The organism is Kitasatospora brasiliensis, assembly GCF_032654805.1.
Classification (GTDB): Bacteria; Actinomycetota; Actinomycetes; order Streptomycetales; family Streptomycetaceae; genus Kitasatospora; species Kitasatospora brasiliensis.
In genome coordinates, this window is record NZ_JAUOOW010000010.1 from 205,700 (window position 1) to 226,547 (window position 20,848).

The window sequence follows — 20,848 nt, forward strand, 5'->3', positions numbered from 1 at the left end:
GGAGCGCCCGCATGCGCAGAACCCTTCCCAGACAACGCCGTGCCACGATCGCCGCCGGTACCGCCTCCGCCGTCGCCGCGGCCACCCTGGTCGGCGTCACGCTGGGCCTGGCGCCCGCCGCCTCGGCCGGCGAGTTCCTGGCCAACGGCGGCTTCGAGTCCGGCTCCCTCGGCCCCTGGAACTGCTCCGGCAACTCCGGCAGCGTCGTCACCAGCCCGGTGCACAGCGGCAGCCGCGCGCTCGCCGCGGCCGCCACGGCCGGCGACACCGCCCAGTGCTCCCAGACCGTCACCGTCGCCCCGAACACCACCTACACGCTCAGCGCCTGGGTCAACGGCTCGTACGTCTACCTGGGTGTGGACGGCGGCGGCCCGAGCACCTGGACGCCGGGCACCGGCGGCTCGTACCAGAAGCTCAGCGTCGGCTTCACCACCGGAGCCACCCAGACCAGCGCCACCGTCTACACCCACGGCTGGTACGGCCAGGGCACCTACTACGCGGACGACATCTCGCTGGACGGCCCGGGCGCCCCCAGCCCGACGCCCACGCCGACCCCCACGCCCACGCCGACGCCCACGCCCACCCCCACCCCGACCGGCACCGCCACCACCCCGCCGCCCGCCGGCAGCCACGCCCTGGTCGGCTACCTGCACGCGAGCTTCGCCAACGGCGCCGGCTACACCCGGATGGCCGACGTCCCGAACTCCTGGGACATCATCGACCTGTCCTTCGGCGAGCCCACCTCCGTCACCTCCGGCGACATCCGCTTCAACCGCTGCTCGGCCACCGAGTGCCCGAGCGTCGAGTCGGACGACGAGTTCAAGGCCGCCATCGCCGCCAAGCGCGCCCAGGGCAAGAAGGTGCTGATCTCGATCGGCGGCCAGAACGGTCAGGTCCAGTTGACCACCACCGCCGCCCGGGACACCTTCGTCAGCTCGGTCTCGGCGATCATCGACAAGTGGGGCCTGGACGGCCTGGACATCGACTTCGAGGGGCACTCGCTCTCCCTCAACACCGGTGACACCGACTTCAAGAACCCGACCAGCCCGGTCGTCGTCAACCTGATCTCCGCGCTGAAGACCCTCAAGGCCAAGTACGGTCCGGGCTTCGTGCTGACCATGGCGCCGGAGACCTTCTTCGTCCAACTCGGCTACCAGTACTACGGATCCGGCCCCTGGGGCGGCCAGGACCCGCGCGCCGGGGCGTACCTGCCGGTCATCTACGCGCTGCGCGACGACCTCACCCTGCTGCACGTCCAGGACTACAACTCCGGCTCCATCATGGGCCTGGACAACCAGTACCACTCGATGGGCGGCGCCGACTTCCACGTCGCGATGACCGACCTGCTGCTCAACGGCTTCCCGGTGGCGGGCAACACCGGCAACATGTTCCCGCCGCTGCCCGCCTCCAAGATCGCCATCGGCATGCCGGCCACCACCAACGCGGGCAACGGCTACGTCGCCCCGGCCGAGGTGAACAAGGCGCTCGACTGCCTCACCAAGCTGGCCAACTGCGGTGCGTACGTGCCGCGGGCGGGAGCCCAGCCGAACCTGCGCGGGCTGATGACCTGGTCGATCAACTGGGACCGGTTCGGCGGCCAGGAGTTCTCCAAGAACTTCAACGGCTACTTCGGCCGCTGACCGACCGGGACCCCAGCCGGTGGATACACGACGTCCCCCTGTCCCGCACCAGGACAGGGGGACGTCGCGCGCGCCCGGAAGCGGCTCCTAGGCGGCCGCGACCTTCGTGCGCCGGATGGAGGTCCAGGCCCAGACGCCGAGCACCGCACAGCCCAGCACAGCGGCGCCCAGCGCCGTGGCCGAGCCGGTCGGCGGGTGCCAGCTGCCGGCCAGCGGGTTGAGCGGGGTGTAGGTGAGCGCGTGCCCCTGCCCGGCCTGCCAGCGGATCATGGTGTAGCCGAGGAAGGCCAGCTGGATCGGGAGCACCAGGAGGGCGAGGACCCGGAACAGCGAGGCCGAGCGGTTCTGGTCGAGGACGCCGCTGCGGCCCAGCAGGAACGCGCCGAGCAGCGGAACGCCGACCGCCACCGGAAGCAGGTACCGGCCCTGGCCCGCGAAGCCGACCTCGTGCGCGGCGATCGCGTCGGAGATCGTGACGACGCCGAAGGGCACCGCGAAGAAGGCCAGCATCCGCCAGCGGTCGCCCCGGCCGGCGAAGGCGAAGCCGGGCAGGATGAGGGCGCCCAACGCCAGGTACCAGAGGAAGTAGGGGGTGCTCGGCAGCTTGGTGTCGAGCCACGACAGGATGCCGATCATCTCCTGGGTGTAGGCGGCCCACTGCAGGACCACCTCGTGCCGCAGGCCCTGGGCGAAGCTGACGTCGCCGCCGCCGACGGGGGAGAGCTCGGAGGTCTTCATGGCGACGGTCCACAGGACGCCGACGGCACCGGTGACGGCCAGCGAGCCCGCGGCCCACCGGGCGGGGCGGAAGCGCAGCAGGGCCCGCAGCCGCTCCCGCTTCGCGGGGACCAGCATGATCCCGACGATCGCCGCGCACCAGAGCGGCCCGAGCGCGCGCAGGGTCATGAGCGTGGAACCGGCGATCCCGATCTGGACCATCGCCGCGCGGCGCAGCGGCTGCTCCGGGTCCAGCATGGTCGGGATCAGGGCGGCGATGAGGGCCATGCCGGCCGCGATCTCGACCCCGTTGGGGTTGACCGAGCCCGCCAGGTGGACGGTGATCGGGGTCACCGCGACCAGGACGCCGGCGGCCGTGATCCGGTGCCTGGTCCAGGCGACGGCACTGTGCGCGGCACTCGCCAGCAGCGCCGAGACCAGGCCCGCGCTGATCAGCCGGGCCAGGGTGATCCCCAGCCAGTTCGGCCAGAGCGCCAGCGGCCAGCCGACCGCCGCGTAGAACACCGGGTTGTACCGGCCGGCGCGGGTGGCGGCCCGCACCACGTGCTCGTCCCCTTCGGGTGCCTGCGCGCAGGCCGCCGAGACGGCCTCGTTGAACGCCCAGCAGTTGTCCCTGACCAGGGTGGCCGGGACGTTCTGGTAGGCGCCGGTGCCCGTGGGCACCGTCTCGGGCTTCGGCGCGAACTCACCGCGGGCGACGCCGGCCGCCCTGATGATGTGCTGCGCCTCGTCGGGGCTCGCGTCATACGGGGCGGCAAGGGCCCAACCGGCACACAACAGGAAGAATCCGACGAAAGGGAGCCACCAGGTGGGGCGGAATTTCGAACGGATCGACCCCTGAGCGCGGCCGGGGCCGGGTCGGGGATCCGGGGAGCGCGGCCGCGAGGCGACGGCGGAGGAGTAATCAGGCACCGCACCACGATAGTGGGGCGGCGCGAACGACCCGGGGCCCGTGCGGTGGCGGTTCCGGAAACCTCTAACATGTGCGACTGTGACTGCACTTGATTCGACACCCGCAGCGTCCGAGCCGAGTGCGACCGGGGGCCTCGCCAGAGTTCTGCGAAACCACGTGGTGCGATTTCTGTTCGCCGGCGGTATCAGCACGACTGTCGACATGGGAACGCTGTACCTGCTGCACGGTGTGTCCCACTTCCAGCTGGCGTTGTCCACGTTCGTGGCCGTACTGGCGGGCTTCGTCACCAATTTCCTGCTGAACAGACTGTGGGCGTTCGAGAGCACCTCTCCGATCGGCGGACAGACTGTTCGCTACCTGATCATGGCGAGTGGCAACTGGGTCGGCACCGTGGTTCTGGTCGGCGGGCTCGTGAAGCTCGGCACCAACTACCTGATCGCCAGGGCCGTGGTTCTCGCCGTTCTCTCCGTGGTGAACTTCCTCGGCTACAAGCACTGGGTCTTCAAGACCGACCGATCCGGCGTGTAGGAGCGAAACAGGTCGCAGTCACGTGACTCCCGCGCCGGCGGGAGTCGAACGGAGTTCCGGAATCCGGTCGCCGGAAGCGCCGGAGCCAGTGGAAGCGCCGGAGCCCACGGAGGCGCCGGAGGCTTCGAGGGCATCGGAAACGCCGGAAGGCCCCTCGCTCTCACGAGGGGCCTTCCGGCTGTCTGTGCGCCGCCAGGGACTCGAACCCCGGACCCGCTGATTAAGAGTCAGCTGCTCTAACCAACTGAGCTAGCGGCGCTTGCTGACGTGGAGAACATTACCTGGTCAGCGGCCGAAACCCATAATCGGCCCGGAGCGGGCGGCCCGGCGGACTCACATCGTCAGCACCACCTCGCCCCGGACGTGCCCGGCGCCGACCAACCGGTGGGCCTCGGCGACCCGGCCCATCGGGAAGGACTCCGCGATCTCCAGCCGCAGCCCGCCGGCCTCCCACAGCTCCACCAGCTCGGCCAGCCGCCCGGCCGTCCGCTCGCCCCGCAGCCCCCGGACGCCCAGCCGCTCGGCGCCCGGGTAGTCGACCACGGTGCCGATCCGGCTCCGGTCGGCGACCAGTTCGACGGAGGCCTCCAGGGCGCCCCGCCCGGCCGCGTCGAAGGCCACCGTCACCCCTTGCGGCGCCGCCGCCCGGACCCGCTCGACCAGCCCCTCGCCGTACGCGACCGGTACCGCGCCCAACTCCCGCAGGTAGTCGTGGTTGCGCCCACTGGCGGTGCCGATCACCGTGGCGCCCCGGGCCCGGGCCAGCTGGACGGCGACCGTGCCGACCCCGCCCGCGGCGCCGTGCACCAGGACGGTGTCGTCCGGGCCGACGCCGAGTTCGGTGAGTGCCACGTGCGCGGTCTGCCCGGAGGCGGAGAGCGAGCCGGCCTGCTCCCACGGCATCCCGGCCGGCTTGGCGACCAGCCGGCCGGCGTCCACCGTGACCCGGTCGGCCTGGCAGCCCAGCACCCGGAAGCCCAGCACCTCGTCCCCGATCCGCCACCCGTCGGCGTCCGGCCCGAGGGCGTCCACCACCCCGGCGAACTCGTTGCCGAGGACGAACGGCGGCTCGACCGCCAGGCCCGGCGGGCGGAACCCCTCGCGGATCGCGAGGTCGACCGGCTGCACCCCGGCCGTGTACACCCGCACCCGCACCTCGCCCGGTCCGGGCTGAGGGTCGGGCACCTCGGTGACCCGCAGGACCTCGGGACCGCCGGACCCCGTCACGGTGACCGCCTTCATACCTCTTCCCACCCCTTCTCGATCGTTTCGATGTCCGATCCTGGGGCCTGAAGTGCACTTGAGGTCAAGGAGTTGTCCAGCGTGTCTACATCAATGTGCACATTGTCAGATTTATCCTGGACGGCGCTCAGCCGTCCATCGTCGAGAGGAACCTCCCCGTGGGCCAGCTGCCCCTGTTCTTCCTGGTGCTGCTCGCCTCCGTGGTGACCATGCCACTCGGGCGGAAGACCGGAGTGCCGCAACCGGTGCTCATGACCCTGCTCGGCATCGCCATGGCGCTCGTCCCGCAGATCCCGGACGTCACCATCGAGCCCGAGCTGATCCTGCCCCTGGTCCTGCCGCCGCTGATCTTCGCCGTGGCCCGACGCTCCTCGGTGCGCTACTTCAAGGCCAACGCCCGCTCGATCCTGCTGCTGGCGATCGGCCTGGTAGTGGTCACCACGGTCGCCGTGGCCGGCACCGTGCACTGGCTGCTGCCCGCCCTGCCGCTGGCCGCCGCCATCGCGGTCGGCGCGCTGGTCTCCCCGCCCGACCCCGTCGCCGCCGTCGCGGTGGCCGGCAGCGTCGGCCTGCCGCGCCGCCTGGTGGCGATCCTGGAGAGCGAGGGGCTGTTCAACGACGTCACCGCGATCGTCATCTACTCGCTGTCCATCGAGGCCATGGTCAGCGGCGACTTCTCGGCCGGCGACGCGGTGCTGCGCTTCATCCTCTCCGCGGTGCTGGCCGTGGTCGTCGGCGTCGCGCTCGGCTGGGTCAACACGAAGCTCGCCGAGCGCCTGGACGACCCGACCCAGCAGGTCGCGCTGAACCTGCTGGTGCCGTTCGCCGCGTACGCCCTCGCCGAGGAGATCCACGGCTCCGGCGTGCTCGCCGTCGTGGTCTGCGCGCTCTACCTCGCCGAGCGGGCCTCCGACGCGGACGCCGTCTCCTTCCGCCTGGTCGGCAACGCCTTCTGGGAGGTCGTCGAGATCCTGATCACCGGCGTCGCCTTCGGTCTGATCGGCCTGGAGCTGGCCACCGTGCTCAAGGAGGCCGGCCGCGGCTGGACCGGCTTCCTCGGCGACGCCGCCGTGGTCATCGGGGTGGTCGTCCTGGTCCGACTGCTCTGGCTGCTGCCGGCCGGCTGGCTGTCCAAGCGGCTGCGCTCCGGCGACGAGGAGGACACGCCGTTCAGCTGGAAGGAGAGCGTGATCCTCTGGTGGTCCGGCATGCGCGGCGTGGCCACCGTCGCCCTGGCGCTCGCCATCCCGCTCACCCTGCACTCCGGCGAGGACTTCCCGGAGCGCGGCCGACTGGTCTTCATCGCCTTCAGTGTGGTGCTGTTCACCCTGCTGGTGCAGGGCCTCACCCTGCCCTGGCTGGCCAAGAAGCTCGAACTGGACATCGACCAGGACAAGCACGAGCAGGCCGTGCGCCAGCTCTGGTGGCGCGCCGCCAAGGCCGGGCTCAACCGGCTCGGCGAGCTGGAGGAGCAGGACCGGCTGCCCACCGAGGTCGCCGACCGGCTGCGGGACCGTCAGCACGACCGGCTGGCCCGGCTCTGCCCCGAGAACTACGCCGAGGAGGAGGCCGCCGAGGCCAAGCTGCGGCTGTCCCAGTGGCGGGCCGCCCGGGACGTCGAGCAGGAGATGATCGCCGCCTCCCGCCGCGAGATCCTCATCGCCCGCAGCGAACCCGGCGCCGATCCGGAGCTGGTGGACGAGGTGCTGCGCGGGCTCGACCTGCGCTCCGAGCGGAAGTGACGCGCCGTCCGCTGCCGCCCGGCGGACGGCTCCCGTCCGCCGGGCGGAATGCGCGCGGGCGGCTCCGGGGTTGCATAGGCTGAGCCCGGGCAGGCCGTCAACGGAGTCGGCGCACCACCACCACCCGCACGACCTCGGCGAACCCTCACGCCTGGCCCTGCCGGTTTTCTGCACCCAGATGAATCGAGGACCCACCGATGTCGGAGACCCGCGCCGACTCCTCCCGCACCCCGCTGGACCGCACCCTCCAGTGGGCGGCCCTGGCCAAGCACCGGGCCGAACTGGGCGACACCCACCTGCGTGAGCTGTTCGCCGCCGACCCGGAGCGCGGCCGCCGCTTCACCCTCCAGGTCGGCGACCTGCACGTGGACTACGCCAAGCAGCTGGTCACCGACGAGACGCTGGAGCTGCTGCGCGAGCTGGCCGCCGCCACCGGCGTCGCCGAGCTGCGGGACGCGATGTTCCGCGGCGAGAAGATCAACAACACCGAGCACCGGGCCGTCCTGCACACTGCCCTGCGCGCCCCGCGCGGCGCCGTGGTCGAGGTCGACGGCGAGAACGTGGTGCCCGCCGTGCACGCCGTCCTCGACAAGATGGCCGCCTTCGCCGACCGGGTCCGCGGCGGCGAGTGGAAGGGCCACACCGGCAAGCCGATCCGCACCGTCGTCAACATCGGCATCGGCGGCTCCGACCTCGGCCCGGCGATGGCCTACGAGGTGCTCCGCTCGTACGCCAAGCGCGACCTCGACGTGCGCTTCGTCTCCAACGTGGACGGCGCCGACCTGCACGAGGCGGTCCGCGACCTCGACCCGGCCGAGACGCTGTTCATCGTCGCCTCGAAGACCTTCACCACCATCGAGACCCTCACCAACGCCGTCTCCGCCCGGGACTGGCTGCTCGCCGGCCTGGACGCCGGCACCGAGGCGGTGGCCAAGCACTTCGTCGCGCTGTCCACCAACGCCCAGGGCGTCCACGACTTCGGCATCGACACCGTCAACATGTTCGAGTTCTGGGACTGGGTGGGCGGCCGCTACTCCTACGACTCGGCGATCGGCCTCTCGCTGATGATCGCCATCGGCCCGGACGCCTTCCGCGAGATGCTGGACGGCTTCCACCTGGTCGACGAGCACTTCCGCACCGCCCCGGCGGAGCAGAACGTCCCGCTGCTGCTCGGCCTGCTCGGCGTCTGGTACGGCGCGTTCTTCGACGCCCAGGCGCACGCGGTACTGCCCTATTCGCACTACCTGTCCAAGTTCACCGCCTATCTCCAGCAGCTGGACATGGAGTCCAACGGCAAGTCGGTGACCCGCGACGGCACCCCGGTGGACTGGCAGACCGGCCCGGTCGTCTGGGGCACCCCCGGCACCAACGGCCAGCACGCCTACTACCAGCTGCTGCACCAGGGCACCAAGGTGATCCCGGCCGACTTCATCGGCTTCGCCAAGCCGGTCGCCGACCTGCTCCCGGGCCTGGTCGCCCAGCACGACCTGCTGCTGGCCAACTTCTTCGCCCAGACCCAGGCGCTGGCCTTCGGCAAGACCCCGGAGGAGGTCGTGGCCGAGGGCGTGCCCGCCGAGCTCGTCCCGCACAAGACCTTCAAGGGCAACCACCCCACCACCACCATCCTGGCCGGGGAGCTGACCCCCTCGGTGCTCGGCCAGCTGGTCGCGCTCTACGAGCACAAGGTGTTCGTCCAGGGCGCGGTCTGGAACATCGACTCCTTCGACCAGTGGGGCGTCGAGCTGGGCAAGGTGCTCGCCAAGCGGATCGAGCCGGTGCTGCTCACCGGCGAGGGCGCCGAGCGGCTGGACAGCTCCACCGCCGAGCTGGTCGCCCGCTACCGGGCGCTGCGCGGCCGCTGAGCGTGAGCGCCGGGCCGTTCGCTCCGGCGGGCGGCCCAGCGCCTTCCCGGCCGGGCCGAAAACGCCGGAAGGCCCCTCGCTTTCGCAAGGGGCCTTCCGGCTGTCTGTGCGCCGCCAGGGACTCGAACCCCGGACCCGCTGATTAAGAGTCAGCTGCTCTAACCAACTGAGCTAGCGGCGCCTGCTGACAGAGAAGACTCTAGCAGCGCCCCGCGGCCGAGCCAAAATCGAATACCGGCCGCCCCCCGTTCACCCCCTGGTCACGGCGGCCGCCCCGACCGGAACGGCCGCGTCCGGCTCGCGCGCCGCCCGGACACAGGCCCACAGCACCACCGCGGCGCCCGGCAGTCGGGGCTCCCGCCGCTCCGGGGCGACGATCCACCGCCCGGCACCCTGCCCGGGGGAGTCCGGGCTGTTCACCATCCGTTGCAGCGGCGGCACCGTCACCGCGTCCCCCCGGCCGTGGCACAGCAGCGGCGGCACGTCCCGGGCCCACTCCTCCCAGGCCAGCAGCCGGCGCAGCCGGGGCGCCGCGCCCGGCTGGACGAACAGCAGGATCCGCCCCCGGTGGCCGGCGACCGGCCCGCTGCCGGGCCCGGAGGCCCACAGCTCGTCCAGCACCTGGCGGCCGAAGAACGAGGGCATGCTGATCACGTCGAAGGCGCGCCCGCAGGGCAGCACGGTGGGCGCCCAGGGGCGGCTCTCCCACAGGGCGCGCATGCTCCGGGGGTACTCGCTGGCGGAGGCGAGCCAGGCCTCCCCGGCCGGGCCGACGTGCTCCACCGAGGGCTGCATCGCCGACGGGTACACCGCCGAGGGGTACGTCGCCGGGGGCTGCGTCACCGACTGTTGCGTCCAGGTCTTCACGGAGAGCAGCCTGCGCGGTGGGCACCGCCGGTGTGGCGGAAAGCGCGGTTCGCCGGACAGCGCGGCGGGGAACCGCGTACCCTTCCCCGCCGCGCATATGCCAGCGGCGCGTGCCCGGTGCTCTTGTGGGGTGCTCAGTCCTCGTGCCGACGCGGCTGGAGCAGGGTGCGGCCGTACTCGATCATCTTGGCGGCGTAGTCCGTCGTCCAGTCCGCGCGCTGGGCGACCTCGGCGTCCGAGAGCGCGTCGAACCGGCGCGGATCGGCGAGCTGGGCGGCGGCGACCGCCTGGAAGTCCGTGGCCCGCTCGGCGGCGGCCCGGAAGGCCAGGGCCAGCTCCGTGGAACGGCGCAGCAGCTCCGCCGGGTCCTCGATCGACTCCAGGTCAAAGAATCGTTCCGGCTCGGGTTCGGCGGACTCCGGCTCGAACAGCAGCTGCGCCGGACGCAGGCGCCTGGTGGGCTCGGTCGACTCTGGGGAGTCGGGCATGGACGGACACCTCCGGGTCTCGGGTGGGGGGGTGGGGGTTCTGCTCCGGGCCGCGCCGCCCGGTCGTGGCCGCCGTCCATTGTCTCGCGGCGGGGGCCGGTAGCGGAACGGTGCGCACGCGAGCGCTATTCCCCGGCACGCGCCGACCGGATGACTCGCGCGCCGGGTGACCTGGTCGCACGCGAACCGGTTGGCCGGGTGTCCGGTCGTACCGACCATCCGCAGAACCGGGAGATCCCCATGCGCGTGCGAAAGGCCCTGTTCACCGGCGTCCTGCTGGCCGCCCCCGTCCTCCTCGGCCCGGCCGGGGCGGCGCACGCCGTCGCCGCCGAGACGGCGACGGTGGTGGAGGGGGAGCCGAGCAAGCCCGGCGGCTTCTCGATGGCGACCTGCCCGAGCGGCACCCACCTGACCGGCGGCGGGTACCAGTGGACGCCGGAGGACGACGCCGACCGGGTGGTCTACAACGGGCCGTCCATGGACGCGACCACGTGGGGGGCCAAGGCCTCCCACGGGTCCGTCCTGGCCTACGCCGTCTGCGAGACCGAGTGAGCGGCCCCTAGCGGAGGCGGACCCGGTGGCCGCTCAGGTGGTGCAGCACCTGGTGGTTGGCCTCCCAGCCGTCCGGAAACGCCACCGGGACGCCCAGCTGCACCGGCTCGGTCGACGGGTGCTCGTCCAGCAGCTCGGCGATCCCGGCCCGGCCCACCACGATGCAGGCGTGCCGGTGCCGGGAGGCGAGCACGCAGAGCCGGCCGGTCTCCAGGTGGAAGGCCGTCGCGTCGGGCCGCCCGGAGAGCGGGTGCAGCACCACGGTGACGTCGTACTCGCGGCCCTGGAGCCGGTTGGCGGTGTCCACTGTGACGGCCGGGCCGGCCGCGCCGTCCACCGGCACGCCCACCTTGAGCAGCGCCGCGCGCACGGCCGCGGCCTGGTCCCGGTGGGCGGTGCCGACGGCGATCCGGTCCGCGGCGAGCGGGGCCTCGCCCTGCTCGGAGTGGGCGGTCAGCCCGCGATCCAGCAGCCGGCGGACGGTGGCCGCGACGGCCGCCACGGCCTGCGGGTCGGTCCGTACGGTGTGCCGGGCGGGCAGCTCCAGCAGGGCCCAGCCGTGCTCGGCGGCCCGGTCGATCACCGCGTCCAGGGCCGAGCCGTCGGGCCGTACGGAGGCCGTCAGCCGGCGGTCGTCCGGGCCGGTGCCGGAGCGGAACGGGGTGTACGGGTAGAAGGCCCGGGAGATCAGCGGCGCGGCGCTGGCGGGCAGCCGCCAGGAGACCGGCAGCCGGTGCGGCTCGATCTCCGGGTTGTGCGCCAGCATGGTGACCACCGCACTACTGGACGGGTCGTACGACAGGCCGGCCCACTGCTCGGTGCCGACCACGGTGAACGGGTCCAGCTGGCCCGGGTCACCGACGAACAGCGCCCGCTCGAACAGCCGGGCCACGGCGAGCAGGGCGTCCGAGCGCATCTGGTACGCCTCGTCGACGATCGCGTGCCGCCACGGGGCCTCGGCCCGCACCCACTGCCACTTGGCCGAGGTGGAGATCACCACGTCCTGCTCGGCCAGGTCGGCGACCTTGTCGGAGGGCGTGACGTTGGCGTGCTTCAGCACCTCCGGGCCGGGCCTGGAGTCCGCGGCGTGCAGCCGGCCGATCGTCAGCTCCGGCGCCTTCTCGGCCAGTCGGCCGACCAGGTCGTCCACCTGGCCGTTGGTCTGGGCGACGATCATCAGCCGCTCGCCGGCCCCGACCAGCTCGCGGGCGGCCCGCACCACGAGCGTCGACTTCCCGGCGCCGGGCGGGGAGTCCACCACCACGCCGCGCGGGGCGCCGGCCGACGGGTGGACGGTGGCCGCCAGGATCCGGGCGACGGCGGCGTCGGCGGCCGCGCCGGGGGCCTGGTCGCCGGGGGCCTGGTGGCCGGGGGTCTGCTCGGGGGGCATCGGCTGACTCACTCCCACTCCTCGGAGACGGTCGGGGCGGGTGCCGGCGCGGTGCCGGGCGGGCCGCCGTGGGTCCACGGGGTGTCGTCCGGCTCGGGCAGCGGCGCGGACTGGCGGACCGTCAATTCGAACAGGGTGAAGGTGACGGTGTCGCCGGGCTCCGGCAGGCTGCCCGGCTCTGGCTCCTTGCGGCGGCCCATGCCGGAGAGCACCCGCAGGGTGAGGGTGCCCTCGGCGGTGTCCACCGCGACGATCTCCGCCTTCTGGGCGGACGGGCTGTGCACACGGTAGGCCTCCCGGCCGAGGTCCGCGTGCGGGCGGTCGGCGGTGCGCACGGTGACCAGCGGGCGCGGCTTGGGGGAGCGGCCGGTGGTATCCCAGTCCGGCACCACCTCCGTCACCACACCGCTGAACGCCTCGCCGGCCAGCCGGTGTTCGGCCATCGCCAGCGGGTCGTCCAGCGCCTCCTGGACATCGAGGCGGGCCTGCTCACGCTCGCGCTGGGCGAGCTTGCGGGCGGCGGTGACGGCGTCGTCCTGCCGGGGCTGCGGCGGCTCGCCGGCCGCCAGCCGGTCCCGGTGGCCGGTGTAGGACCAGCGGTCGCCGGTCCAGCGCTCCTCCAGATGGGCGGCCGGCGGCAGGGCGCGCAGCAGGTCCAGGCCGTGCCAGACGTCCCGCCAGGTGGGCAGCAGGACACCCGTCAGCGCCTGCTCCAGCTCGGTGACCGCGGCTCGCACGGCCACCCGGGCGCGCCCGGCGGCCTCCTCGTCGTGCTGCTCGGCGCTGTGCCGCAGCGCGCCCATGGCGGCGTCATAGCGGCCGATCGCCGGGGCGAGCACGGCCTCGTCGAAGCGGGGGTCGGTGGCCGGGCCGGCCGGCGGATGTATCAGCTGGCCCCGGTCGTCCCGGTGGGACTCGGCCAGCTCGGCCGCCTGCGCGCCGGACAGGCCGTCCGGCGGGAGGTGCCAGGCGAGCCGGGCCGCCAGGTGCTGGTCCTCCAGATGGCTCTGGCCGGTCGCCCAGTGCCGGGCCAGCAGGCCGGTCATCGGCAGCAGCAGCGAGGAGCCGGGCACCTGGGCGCGGTCGGTGAAGTGGGTGAGCCAGCGGCCGAGCAGCGGCACCCGGGCCGGCGCCGGGTAGGGGCCCGGATCGGCGTCCTCGGCGGTGCGGCGGAAGCGGGTCGAGCGGCCGATCAGGGCGAGGTGGTGCACGCCCCCGCTGTTGGGCACGACCAGCTGCGGGGCGTCCGCGCACAGCTCGCGGAAGACCTGGGTCTTCTCGCCGGTCTCCGGGTCCTTCTCGGAGCCCTCGATCCGCTCGACGTCCTCGGCGAAGGACTCCAGGTAGGGCAGCAGGTCGGCGGCCAGCTCGGCCAGGAACTCGGAACGCAGAGCGCGGTTGAGCGGCTGCGGCACCAGGTGCAGCCGGGGCGCGTCCCGGTCGGTGCCGAGCATCACGGCGAGCGGCGCGCCGGACTCGCCGGCGGCGGTCAGCGGGACGATCACCATCGGGCGCTCGGACAGGTGCCGGTGCCGGACGGTGGCCAGCGGCTCGGCCCGGCCGCTGCGGACGGCTTCCAGCCGGGCGAGGGTGGTCAGCAGACTCATGCGCCCGCCTCGCTGCGCTCGGCAGGGGCATTCGCCCACACGCGCCTTTTGATGATTCGCTCGCTGCGCTCGTTCATGCGCCCGCCTCGCTGCACTCGGCAGGGGCATTCGCCCACACGCGCCTTTTGATGATTCGCTCGCTGCGCTCGTTCATGCGCCCGCCTCGCTGCACTCGGCAGGGGCATTCGCCCACACGCGCCTTTTGATGATTCGCTCGCTGCGCTCGTTCATGCGCCCGCCTCGCTGCACTCGGCAGGGGCATTCGCCCACACGCGCCTCTTGACGGTTCTCCCGCTGCGCTCGTTCATCGATCGGCCCCCCGTGTCGCCGTCCCCAGACCCGCCGCTCCGAGCGCTTCGGCGCGCAGGGCGGCCGCGTAGGCCAGGCGCTCGGCGGCCTCGTCCGTGCCGTCGAGGTCCTCGCCCTTGGTGCCGGCGGCGGCCAGCGCCTCGGCGACCGTACGGATGCTGCCCAGCTCGCCGCGCACGCCCCGGCCGAGCTGTTCGACCCGGTCGCCGCAGCGGGCCCGGGCCCGGCAGTGGAAGCCGAGTTCACAGGTGGAGAGGCAGTCCGGGCTGTACGCGGCGGGCACGGCCTCGACCGAGGCGGCGAGCTGATCGGCAGTCCGGGCCGGCGCGCCGTCCTCGTCGGCGGCCAGGTCGAAGTCCGTGCCCGGCGGCAGCACCTCCAGCAGCCGGCCGATGCCGGTCATCCGGCTCAGCTGGCGGCGGGTGGTGGCCAGTTCGCGGCGGACGTCCACGGTGACCGCGGTCGGCCGGTTGCCGAAGTCCTTCGGGCAGACCAGCAGCACGCTGGTGCGCGGGCTGCCGGGCAACCGCTGCTCGCTGTACGGGTCCTCGGCGAGCGGCTGCCCGGCAGCGGTGGCGGCGGCCTGCTGGAGCGCCAGCACGTACACGGCGGCCTGCCGGGCGGCGGCGCCGACCTTGGCCGGGTCCGCGCTGCCGTCCAGCACCGGGAAGGACTTGATCTCGACCACGGTGCACCGCCCGCCGTGCACCACCAGCGCGTCCGGTTCCAGGTAGGCGGCGCTGCCGGCCACCTCCAGGCGCAGCATCGGGTGGTCCAGCAGCGTCCAGGCCCGCGGGTCGGCGGCGGCCCGGGCCAGCGCCTCGGTCGTCCGGTCGGCCCGCACGGCCGGGCCGGAGCGGTGCAGCAGGTCCGGCACGAGCAGCGGGGCGTGGCCGTCCACCGGGAGGCCCAGGTGGTGGCGCAGCGGCTCCAGCAGCGCGGCGTAGTCGTCCGCCTTCAGCCGGGACTCGAAGACGAGGCCGCGGGCGATGGCGAAGGGGGACTGGCCGAACGGGGCGGGGCGGCCGAGCCGGGCGGCCAGCGCCGACTTGTCCACCCCGGCGGCGTCGAGTACGGCGCGGCGGTGGCAGCCCGGATTGGCGGCGAGCGCGGCGAGGGAGCGGGCGTTCAGACTGCGCTGCGGGGCCGGTCCGCGCAGCTTCGCGAGCCGCTGGGCGAGCGGCTCAGCGGGCCCGCCGGGCGGGACGTTCGTCGAGACGTTCATGGTGCGGCCCAGTGTCGCATCCGGGTCCGACAACGCGGTGCGGACCGCGAGGTTCCGGTCCGCCGCGGTGCCGTGCCGCCCCGCGATCGTGGCCGCCGTTCGGGTGGGGGATCATGGAGCCCGGTGCTCAATGGGGAGACCGACCGTTGTCGCCACCACCCTTCCGCTAGGAGCCCTCATGCCCTGCCGCATCGTGCTGGTCCGCCACGGCGAGACCGAGTGGTCCGCCACCGGCCGCCACACCGGCCGTACCGACATCCCGCTGACCGAGGCGGGCCGCGCGATGGCCCGGGCCCTCGGCGCCCGCCTCGCCAAGGCCCCCTGGAACGGGCTGCCGGACGCGCTCGTCTACACCAGCCCGCTCGGCCGGGCCGTGGAGACCTGCGAGCTGGCCGGCTTCGGCGACCGCGCGGTGGAGCGCCCGGAGCTGATGGAGTGGGACTACGGGCAGTACGAGGGCCGCACCGGCGCCGACATCCGGGCCACCGACCAGCCCGGCTGGCTGATCTGGCGCGACGGCGTGCCCGGCGGCGAGAAGCTCTCCGAGGTGGCCGCCCGGGTGGACGCCTTCCTGGCCGGCCTCAACGAGGAGCACGGCGTCCCGGACCCGGACACCACCGTGATGCACTGCGCCGACCGGGACGTCGTCCTGTTCGCGCACGGCCACCTGCTGCGCATCCTGACCGCCCGCTGGCTGGGCCTGCCGCCCGAGTACGCCCAGCGGTTCAAGCTCGGTACGGCCGCGCTCTGCGTGCTGTCCTGGGAGTACGGCGCTCCGGCGGTGGAGGTCTGGAACGACCTGTCCCACCTGGAGGGGCTGACCGCCGGGCACTGACGGCCCGGCGCCGACTAGGCGGCCGCCACCCGGTCGTAGTCGGCCAGGAAGCGGCGCACCTCGGGCACCGTGACGTGCGGGCGCAGCCGTCCGGCGGTGTGCGCCAGCATGCCCCGGATCCGGGCCGAGCGGACGTCGCCGAACAGCGCCACGGCGGCCGAGCCGTGGTACGCCGCGCCCGCCAGGTCGCCGCGTCCGAGCCGGTCGTGGGCCAGTTCGGCGGTGTACAGCACCCGGTTGCGCACGAAGTGCGGCTTCTGGAGCGTTATCGCCAGCCCGGCCTGCTCGCTGGCGCGGTCCCAGTCGCCGAGCGCCGACCAGCACTGCGACTGGAGGCCGGCGATCTCGGCCTCGCCGAAGAAGGACATCCACTCCGGGTCCCGCTCGCAGGGGCCGCGGTCGAACAGCGCGTACGCCTGGCCGATCGCGCGCTCGCAGGAGGCGCGGTCCTGGAGCAGCGCCCAGGCGCCGGCCTCGCGCATGGTCAGCAGGGCGAGCAGCCGGTCGGAGTCGAGCGTCCGGGCGGCGACCTGCCCGGCCTGCGCGGCCCGCAGCGCCTCGCGGGGGCGGCCGGCGTCCCGGGCGAGGAAGGCGCTGTTGCAGAAGACGTGCGCCTCCAGCGCGGAGTCCCCGGCCATCCGGGCGGTGGCGAGCGCCTCGGCGTAGAACGAGCGGGCGTCCGCGAGCCGGTTCGAGTCATGCGCCAACCAGCCCACTGAGATGGCGAGTTCGCCCGCCCCGGCTTGGAGCCGGCGCTCCGTCTCGGGGTTGTACTCGCACTCGTTGAGCAGCACGTACGCGTTGCGCAGCCACTGCCCGGCGAGCTCGTACAGGGCGTCGGCGCCGTGCGCGTCGTCGGCCAGCCGGATCTGCCGGACGGCCTGTTCGACACCGCACACCTCGGCGGCGCCGATCCGGCGCAGCGGCGCCACCGGACCGGGCCGGCCGGGCACCACCGGCCCCGGGGCGAGCAGTGACGGCGCGGTGAACTCCGCACCGGGAACGGCGCCTTGGCCGGTGAGCACACCGGAGACACCGGCGGCGCCGGCCCGCGGACCGGCGGCCGCGGCCGGCAGATCGATGCCGATCACGGTGGCCAGCGCGGTGGTGCCGCCGGCCAGGAACGTACGGCGACGCACGTCGTCGTTCTCCTCGTCAGGATAGGGCGATCCATCGGGCCCCCGGGGCGCCGCGGCGGGGCTGTGCCACGAGGACCCATCCGGAGCGGTTTGATCCGCGTACGGCGAGGCAGCGTACGGGAGTTGAGTGGAGAGTGGGGAGCGCGGGGCGGGCAGGGGCGGGAACGTCGGGTGGAGCGGAGGGAGTTGGGCCGGCCCGCCGGGGCCGTCCGCCGAGCGGCGGCGGACGGCGGTCCGGGGGGCGAAGCCGAGGTCGGTGAGCGTGCGGCCCGGCCACATGTGCCGGAACACCCGCTCGTAGGCGTAGTTGGGGCAGCGGATCTCACCGGACTCGACCCGTCCGACGTAGCGGGCGTCGCAGGACACGTGCTCGCCGATCTCGCGTGCGGCCCTGCGGACGGCCATGGCGAACTCGCCGGGTGAACGGTCGCCGCGCAGCGCGCGCATCACCGCGTTGGGGGACGGTCGGGTCGGCTCGGCCGGTGGGGTGGCTGCCATGGCGCCGAGAGTACTCGGAGTCACCGTGCGGCCACAGTCGGTTGGTGGGATATCTGCCATCAATACCGGGCAAAAGGGGCGATGTTGCGGGATATCTGCCATGAAATGCCATGCCTTGCTGTAATGCGCCCCGTGGCCTGCGGTGTGCTCACCACGTTGTCCTGGTACGTGGAAACAAGCCCGCGCCGTCGTCGCCCCGGTCCGTCCCAGCCCGGCGGCCCCTTCCCCCGGCCGGGCTTTCGGACCCGAGGTACAGGAGTGCCCATGATGGCCACCGGACTGCCGAAGTACCGACCCGTCCCCGGGGGAGTACTCGCCGGCGCGGCTCCGGCCCTGCTCCCCGAACCCGCCGACGACCGGGCCTCCGGCCGGGGCCAGGTCCAGGGCGGCCGCACCCCCTGCGGCGGCCACCGGCGCGAGCGCACCACCCCCGACGAGGGCACCCTCGTCACCACCTGCGACACCGTGACCGTCGCCCTGCGGCACGGCCTGGAAGCCGTCGACATCCTGAGACTGCGCCGCGCCTGCGGAGCCGTCCTCCAGAGCCGCAACGGCAGCACCGTCTCCTTCCTCGTCCCGGCCGGCACCTGGGAGACCTGGCACCTGCCCGGCAGCTCCTGTACGGCCGGCGCCCTGCTGCCCGCCGCCAACGACTCGCGCTGGGTGATCCCGCCCTCCGGCGCGGGCCGCACCTCGCGCCCCACCGACGCCTGGGTGCTCCGTTCCGCCCTCTGCGAGGCCGCCTGCACCCTCACCGCGGGCGGCCTCGGCCCGTTCTGACGGGCGTGCCGCGCGGATCCCGCCGGGCCGGGGAGCCCCCGGCCGGGTCCCCGCCGTACGCCCCTGACCTGTGGGTGTTCCTCCCCGACGGCGATAATGGCCGGTATGGGACGAAGCAGCAGAGCCACCCGCGGCGGCGAACCCGCGGCCACCACCGGACCAGGTGGGCGCACCCACGCCCAGGGCCCGCTCAGCCGTCCCGTCGGCTCCGGCCTGGCCGAGCTGCGCCCCGACCGCGACCGGCCCGCCGCCTGGACGTTGCTGATCGACGGCGCCCCGCAGTCCCTGGTCGACCTCGCCGACCCCACCCGCCTCGGCTTCGAGTACCAGCGCCGCCTCGGCCACCTGATCGACCTGGTCGCCCCGCCCGGCCGCCCGCTGACCGTCCTGCACCTCGGCGGCGGCGCCCTCACCCTGGCCCGCTACGTCGCGGCGACCCGGCCGCGCTCCCGCCAACAGGTCGCCGAGATCGACACCGAGCTCACCGAACTCGTCCGCACCGAGCTGCCGTTGGAACGCGGCTGGCAGATCAAGGTGCGCGGCGCGGACGCCCGCAGCGTGCTGGAGCGCACCCCCGAGGGCAGCGTCGACCTGGTGATCACCGACGTCTTCTCCGGGGCCCGCACCCCGGCCCACTGCACCACCGTCGAGTTCACCACCCTCGCCGCCCGCGCCCTCGCCCCCGGCGGCTGGTACACCGCCAACATCGCCGACGGCGGCGCGCTGCCCTTCGCCCGCTCCCAGGTCGCCACTCTCGGCGCGGTCTTCCCCGAGCTGTGCCTGATCGCCGACCCCGCCGTGCTGCGCGGCAAGCGCTTCGGCAACCTCGTTCTGGCGGCCGCCCACACCCCGCTGCCGACCGGCGACCTCACCCGCCGTGCCGCCTCCGACTCCGCCCACGCCCGGGTCGAACACGGGCGCGCCCTCACCGACTTCGCGGCGGGCGCCGTCCCGGCGACGGACGCCACGGCGACCCCGTCCCCGGAGCCGCCGCCGGGGGTGTTCCGCTGAGGTCCCCGGGGCTGCCGGAAACCGTCGGTGGACGGTCGGATCGCGGCTGACAATGGTGCCGCCGTCCGGCCGCCTGCCGTTCGGCCACCCGCCGTCCGGCCACCGACCCGAGGGGGACGCCATGGACATCAGACCGGCCCGGCCGGAGGAGGCCGCCCTGCTCACCGGCATCGCGCTGCGCTCCAAGGCGTACTGGGGCTACGACGAGGCGTTCATGGCCGCCTGCCGGGAGGAGCTGACCGTGGGCGCCGAGGCGATCGAGCGGTCGGTCACGCTGGTCGCCGAGGACGGCGGGCGGCTGCTGGGGTTCGCCTCGCTCTCCGGCCCGCCGCCGACGGGGTCGCTGGACCGGCTCTTCGTCGAGCCCGAGTCGATCGGCCGCGGCGTCGGCCGGGCACTGTTCGAGCGGGCCCGGGAGCGGGCCGTGACGCTCGGTCTGCGCCGGCTCGTCATCGAGTCCGATCCGAACGCCGAGCCGTTCTACCTGGCGATGGGCGCCACCCGGACCGGCAGCATCCCGTCCGGCTCGATTCCGGGGCGCGAACTCCCGCTGCTGGACCTGGAACTGGCCACGACCGCGGGGGCGTAGCGGCCGTTCTCCGCCCGGTCAGTGTCCGCGCGGCAGTCCGCGGTGCTTGCACATGGCCGCCCCGGTGAGCAGCAGCCCGGCGGCGATCGGGGCGAGGACGGCGGTCGCGGTGGCGGAGTCGTCGGTCGAGGCGGTCGCCGCGGCGGTGTCGGCGATGGCCACCGTCTCGGGCGTCCCACCGTCGCCCGGTGCGGCGGCGGCCGTGGCGTCCGTTGCCCGGTCGGGTTCGGCGGCGGGCCCGGCCTCGATGACGGCCGCGGGCGCCGCCTCCTGGGTCGAGGAGGCCTGTTCGGCCTCGTCCTGCCGGGGAGCGGTGGGGCGGCCGAGGCCGATCCGGCGTTCGCCGGCGGAGTGCGGGTCGGCTTGCCCGCTCTCCCGGGAGGTGTGGGTTTCGGTGGCCCGGGCTTGGGCGGGGAGGCCGCCGAGCAGGCCGGAGGCTAGCGCGAAGGCGTCGGGGACGGCCGCCCGTTGGCCGGGCAGGGGCAGTCCGCCGGCCCGGATCCGGTCCTGGAGGGTGTCGCCGACCGCCCCGGTGACCCCGTCGAGCGGACCGCCGCCGGCCGCCTGCCCGGGGCCGACGGGGAGGGCGGCTGACTGCCCGTCGAGCGCGGGCCCGTCGAGGATCGGACGGTCGAGCGCCGGCGCACCGTGCAGGGCGCGGCGGACGGCGGGCTGGACCGGGTCCCGCAAGGGGTCGACGGCGGCCGCGTGCGCCATGGGGGCGCCGAAGCCCCAGAGCTGCGCGATCAGGGCTCCCGCGGCCGCGGCGGTGCGGGGGCGGGGCAGGCATCGGGCGATCCCGCGGCGGGCACCGGTGCCGCCGCGGGGGGCGGGTTCCTGGGGCTTGGTCGCGTGATTGGCTCGCACGTGAATCGAGAACGACCGGCCGGGCG

Annotated in this window: 18 protein-coding genes and 2 tRNA genes; 9 read left to right on the top strand and 11 right to left on the bottom strand. The window is 74.0% G+C overall.

Annotated elements, in window-relative coordinates; genetic code table 11:
• Positions 1–11: 11 nt before the first annotated feature.
• Positions 12–1,640: a chitinase gene (locus QWJ13_RS32550; protein WP_316529114.1), complete on the top strand. Its 1,629-nt coding sequence runs from the start codon at positions 12–14 to the stop codon at positions 1,638–1,640.
• Between the two features lie 87 nt (positions 1,641–1,727).
• Here QWJ13_RS32550 and QWJ13_RS32555 read toward each other — a convergent pair whose 3' ends face one another.
• Positions 1,728–3,155 carry a DUF2142 domain-containing protein gene (locus tag QWJ13_RS32555; protein ID WP_316529115.1) on the bottom strand — a complete coding sequence of 476 codons (1,428 nt, stop codon included), beginning with the start codon at positions 3,153–3,155 and terminating at the stop codon, positions 1,728–1,730.
• A 214-nt stretch (positions 3,156–3,369) separates the two neighbouring features.
• On the opposite strand from QWJ13_RS32555, the gene QWJ13_RS32560 reads away from it, so the two are divergent.
• Positions 3,370–3,819 carry a GtrA family protein gene (locus tag QWJ13_RS32560; RefSeq protein WP_316529116.1) on the top strand — a complete coding sequence of 150 codons (450 nt, stop codon included), beginning with the start codon at positions 3,370–3,372 and terminating at the stop codon, positions 3,817–3,819.
• 185 nt (positions 3,820–4,004) lie between these two features.
• Here QWJ13_RS32560 and QWJ13_RS32565 read toward each other — a convergent pair.
• A tRNA-Lys gene (locus tag QWJ13_RS32565) sits at positions 4,005–4,078 on the bottom strand.
• A 74-nt stretch (positions 4,079–4,152) separates the two neighbouring features.
• Entirely contained in the window at positions 4,153–5,061 is a 909-nt protein-coding gene (locus QWJ13_RS32570) for an NADP-dependent oxidoreductase (RefSeq protein ID WP_316529118.1), read from the bottom strand.
• A 158-nt stretch (positions 5,062–5,219) separates the two neighbouring features.
• Here QWJ13_RS32570 and QWJ13_RS32575 point away from each other — a divergent pair, with 158 nt between their 5' ends.
• Both QWJ13_RS32575 and pgi read left to right on the top strand, forming a co-directional pair.
• A complete protein-coding gene (locus tag QWJ13_RS32575; protein WP_316529120.1) occupies positions 5,220–6,803 on the top strand; it encodes a Na+/H+ antiporter in 1,584 nt (527 codons plus the stop codon).
• 197 nt (positions 6,804–7,000) lie between these two features.
• Positions 7,001–8,665: a glucose-6-phosphate isomerase gene (pgi, locus tag QWJ13_RS32580; RefSeq protein ID WP_316529122.1), complete on the top strand. Its 1,665-nt coding sequence runs from the start codon at positions 7,001–7,003 to the stop codon at positions 8,663–8,665.
• A gap of 107 nt (positions 8,666–8,772) precedes the next feature.
• On the opposite strand, the gene QWJ13_RS32585 is transcribed toward pgi, so the two are convergent.
• The 3 genes from QWJ13_RS32585 to QWJ13_RS32595 form a co-directional block, all read right to left on the bottom strand.
• Positions 8,773–8,846: transfer RNA gene (locus QWJ13_RS32585), tRNA-Lys, on the bottom strand.
• Between the two features lie 68 nt (positions 8,847–8,914).
• Positions 8,915–9,532, bottom strand: a complete 618-nt coding sequence (locus QWJ13_RS32590; RefSeq protein WP_432277646.1) for a bifunctional DNA primase/polymerase — start codon at positions 9,530–9,532, stop codon at positions 8,915–8,917.
• 134 nt (positions 9,533–9,666) lie between these two features.
• Positions 9,667–10,020 (bottom strand): DUF8844 domain-containing protein, encoded by a 354-nt coding sequence (locus tag QWJ13_RS32595; RefSeq protein ID WP_316529123.1) that lies wholly within the window; start codon positions 10,018–10,020, stop codon positions 9,667–9,669.
• Positions 10,021–10,260: 240 nt separating this feature from the next.
• Between QWJ13_RS32595 and QWJ13_RS32600 the strand changes: the two genes are divergently transcribed.
• Positions 10,261–10,572: a hypothetical protein gene (locus tag QWJ13_RS32600; RefSeq protein ID WP_316529125.1), complete on the top strand. Its 312-nt coding sequence runs from the start codon at positions 10,261–10,263 to the stop codon at positions 10,570–10,572.
• Positions 10,573–10,579: 7 nt separating this feature from the next.
• On the opposite strand, the gene QWJ13_RS32605 is transcribed toward QWJ13_RS32600, so the two are convergent.
• From QWJ13_RS32605 to QWJ13_RS32615, 3 genes are all read right to left on the bottom strand, one after another.
• Entirely contained in the window at positions 10,580–11,962 is a 1,383-nt protein-coding gene (locus QWJ13_RS32605) for an AAA domain-containing protein (RefSeq protein WP_316529271.1), read from the bottom strand.
• 8 nt (positions 11,963–11,970) lie between these two features.
• A complete protein-coding gene (locus QWJ13_RS32610; RefSeq protein ID WP_316529127.1) occupies positions 11,971–13,569 on the bottom strand; it encodes a hypothetical protein in 1,599 nt (532 codons plus the stop codon).
• Positions 13,570–13,873: 304 nt separating this feature from the next.
• Positions 13,874–15,103: a hypothetical protein gene (locus tag QWJ13_RS32615; RefSeq protein ID WP_316529128.1), complete on the bottom strand. Its 1,230-nt coding sequence runs from the start codon at positions 15,101–15,103 to the stop codon at positions 13,874–13,876.
• 178 nt (positions 15,104–15,281) lie between these two features.
• Here QWJ13_RS32615 and QWJ13_RS32620 point away from each other — a divergent pair, with 178 nt between their 5' ends.
• Positions 15,282–15,938 carry a histidine phosphatase family protein gene (locus tag QWJ13_RS32620; protein ID WP_316529130.1) on the top strand — a complete coding sequence of 219 codons (657 nt, stop codon included), beginning with the start codon at positions 15,282–15,284 and terminating at the stop codon, positions 15,936–15,938.
• Between the two features lie 14 nt (positions 15,939–15,952).
• Here the strand turns inward: QWJ13_RS32620 and QWJ13_RS32625 are convergent, their stop codons facing one another.
• Positions 15,953–17,575, bottom strand: a complete 1,623-nt coding sequence (locus QWJ13_RS32625; RefSeq protein WP_316529132.1) for an NsdA family TPR-like regulatory protein — start codon at positions 17,573–17,575, stop codon at positions 15,953–15,955.
• Between the two features lie 264 nt (positions 17,576–17,839).
• Here QWJ13_RS32625 and QWJ13_RS32630 point away from each other — a divergent pair, with 264 nt between their 5' ends.
• The 3 genes from QWJ13_RS32630 (at position 17,840) to QWJ13_RS32640 (ending at position 19,955) form a co-directional block, all read left to right on the top strand.
• Positions 17,840–18,355, top strand: coding sequence for a hypothetical protein (locus QWJ13_RS32630; protein WP_316529133.1), 516 nt, complete (start codon positions 17,840–17,842; stop codon positions 18,353–18,355).
• Positions 18,356–18,460: 105 nt separating this feature from the next.
• Positions 18,461–19,366 carry a spermidine synthase gene (locus QWJ13_RS32635; protein WP_316529135.1) on the top strand — a complete coding sequence of 302 codons (906 nt, stop codon included), beginning with the start codon at positions 18,461–18,463 and terminating at the stop codon, positions 19,364–19,366.
• Positions 19,367–19,487: 121 nt separating this feature from the next.
• Complete coding sequence (locus QWJ13_RS32640; RefSeq protein WP_316529137.1) at positions 19,488–19,955, top strand: GNAT family N-acetyltransferase; 468 nt, start codon at positions 19,488–19,490, stop codon at positions 19,953–19,955.
• Positions 19,956–19,973: 18 nt separating this feature from the next.
• Here QWJ13_RS32640 and QWJ13_RS32645 read toward each other — a convergent pair whose 3' ends face one another.
• Positions 19,974–20,822, bottom strand: a complete 849-nt coding sequence (locus tag QWJ13_RS32645) for a hypothetical protein (protein ID WP_316529138.1) — start codon at positions 20,820–20,822, stop codon at positions 19,974–19,976.
• Positions 20,823–20,848: the final 26 nt, after the last annotated feature.

Bases quoted from the DNA above. Each gene is read 5' to 3' on its own strand.
- QWJ13_RS32550 (WP_316529114.1), top strand. From the start codon at position 12: ATGCGCAGAACCCTTCCCAGACAACGCCGTGCCACGATCGCCGCCGGT.
- QWJ13_RS32570 (WP_316529118.1), bottom strand. From the start codon at position 5,061: ATGAAGGCGGTCACCGTGACGGGGTCCGGCGGTCCCGAGGTCCTGCGG.
- pgi (WP_316529122.1), top strand. From the start codon at position 7,001: ATGTCGGAGACCCGCGCCGACTCCTCCCGCACCCCGCTGGACCGCACC.
- QWJ13_RS32595 (WP_316529123.1), bottom strand. From the start codon at position 10,020: ATGCCCGACTCCCCAGAGTCGACCGAGCCCACCAGGCGCCTGCGTCCG.
- QWJ13_RS32600 (WP_316529125.1), top strand. From the start codon at position 10,261: ATGCGCGTGCGAAAGGCCCTGTTCACCGGCGTCCTGCTGGCCGCCCCC.
- QWJ13_RS32605 (WP_316529271.1), bottom strand. From the start codon at position 11,962: ATGCCCCCCGAGCAGACCCCCGGCCACCAGGCCCCCGGCGACCAGGCC.
- QWJ13_RS32610 (WP_316529127.1), bottom strand. From the start codon at position 13,569: ATGAGTCTGCTGACCACCCTCGCCCGGCTGGAAGCCGTCCGCAGCGGC.
- QWJ13_RS32615 (WP_316529128.1), bottom strand. From the start codon at position 15,103: ATGAACGTCTCGACGAACGTCCCGCCCGGCGGGCCCGCTGAGCCGCTC.
- QWJ13_RS32620 (WP_316529130.1), top strand. From the start codon at position 15,282: ATGCCCTGCCGCATCGTGCTGGTCCGCCACGGCGAGACCGAGTGGTCC.
- QWJ13_RS32625 (WP_316529132.1), bottom strand. From the start codon at position 17,575: ATGGCAGCCACCCCACCGGCCGAGCCGACCCGACCGTCCCCCAACGCG.
- QWJ13_RS32630 (WP_316529133.1), top strand. From the start codon at position 17,840: ATGATGGCCACCGGACTGCCGAAGTACCGACCCGTCCCCGGGGGAGTA.
- QWJ13_RS32635 (WP_316529135.1), top strand. From the start codon at position 18,461: ATGGGACGAAGCAGCAGAGCCACCCGCGGCGGCGAACCCGCGGCCACC.
- QWJ13_RS32640 (WP_316529137.1), top strand. From the start codon at position 19,488: ATGGACATCAGACCGGCCCGGCCGGAGGAGGCCGCCCTGCTCACCGGC.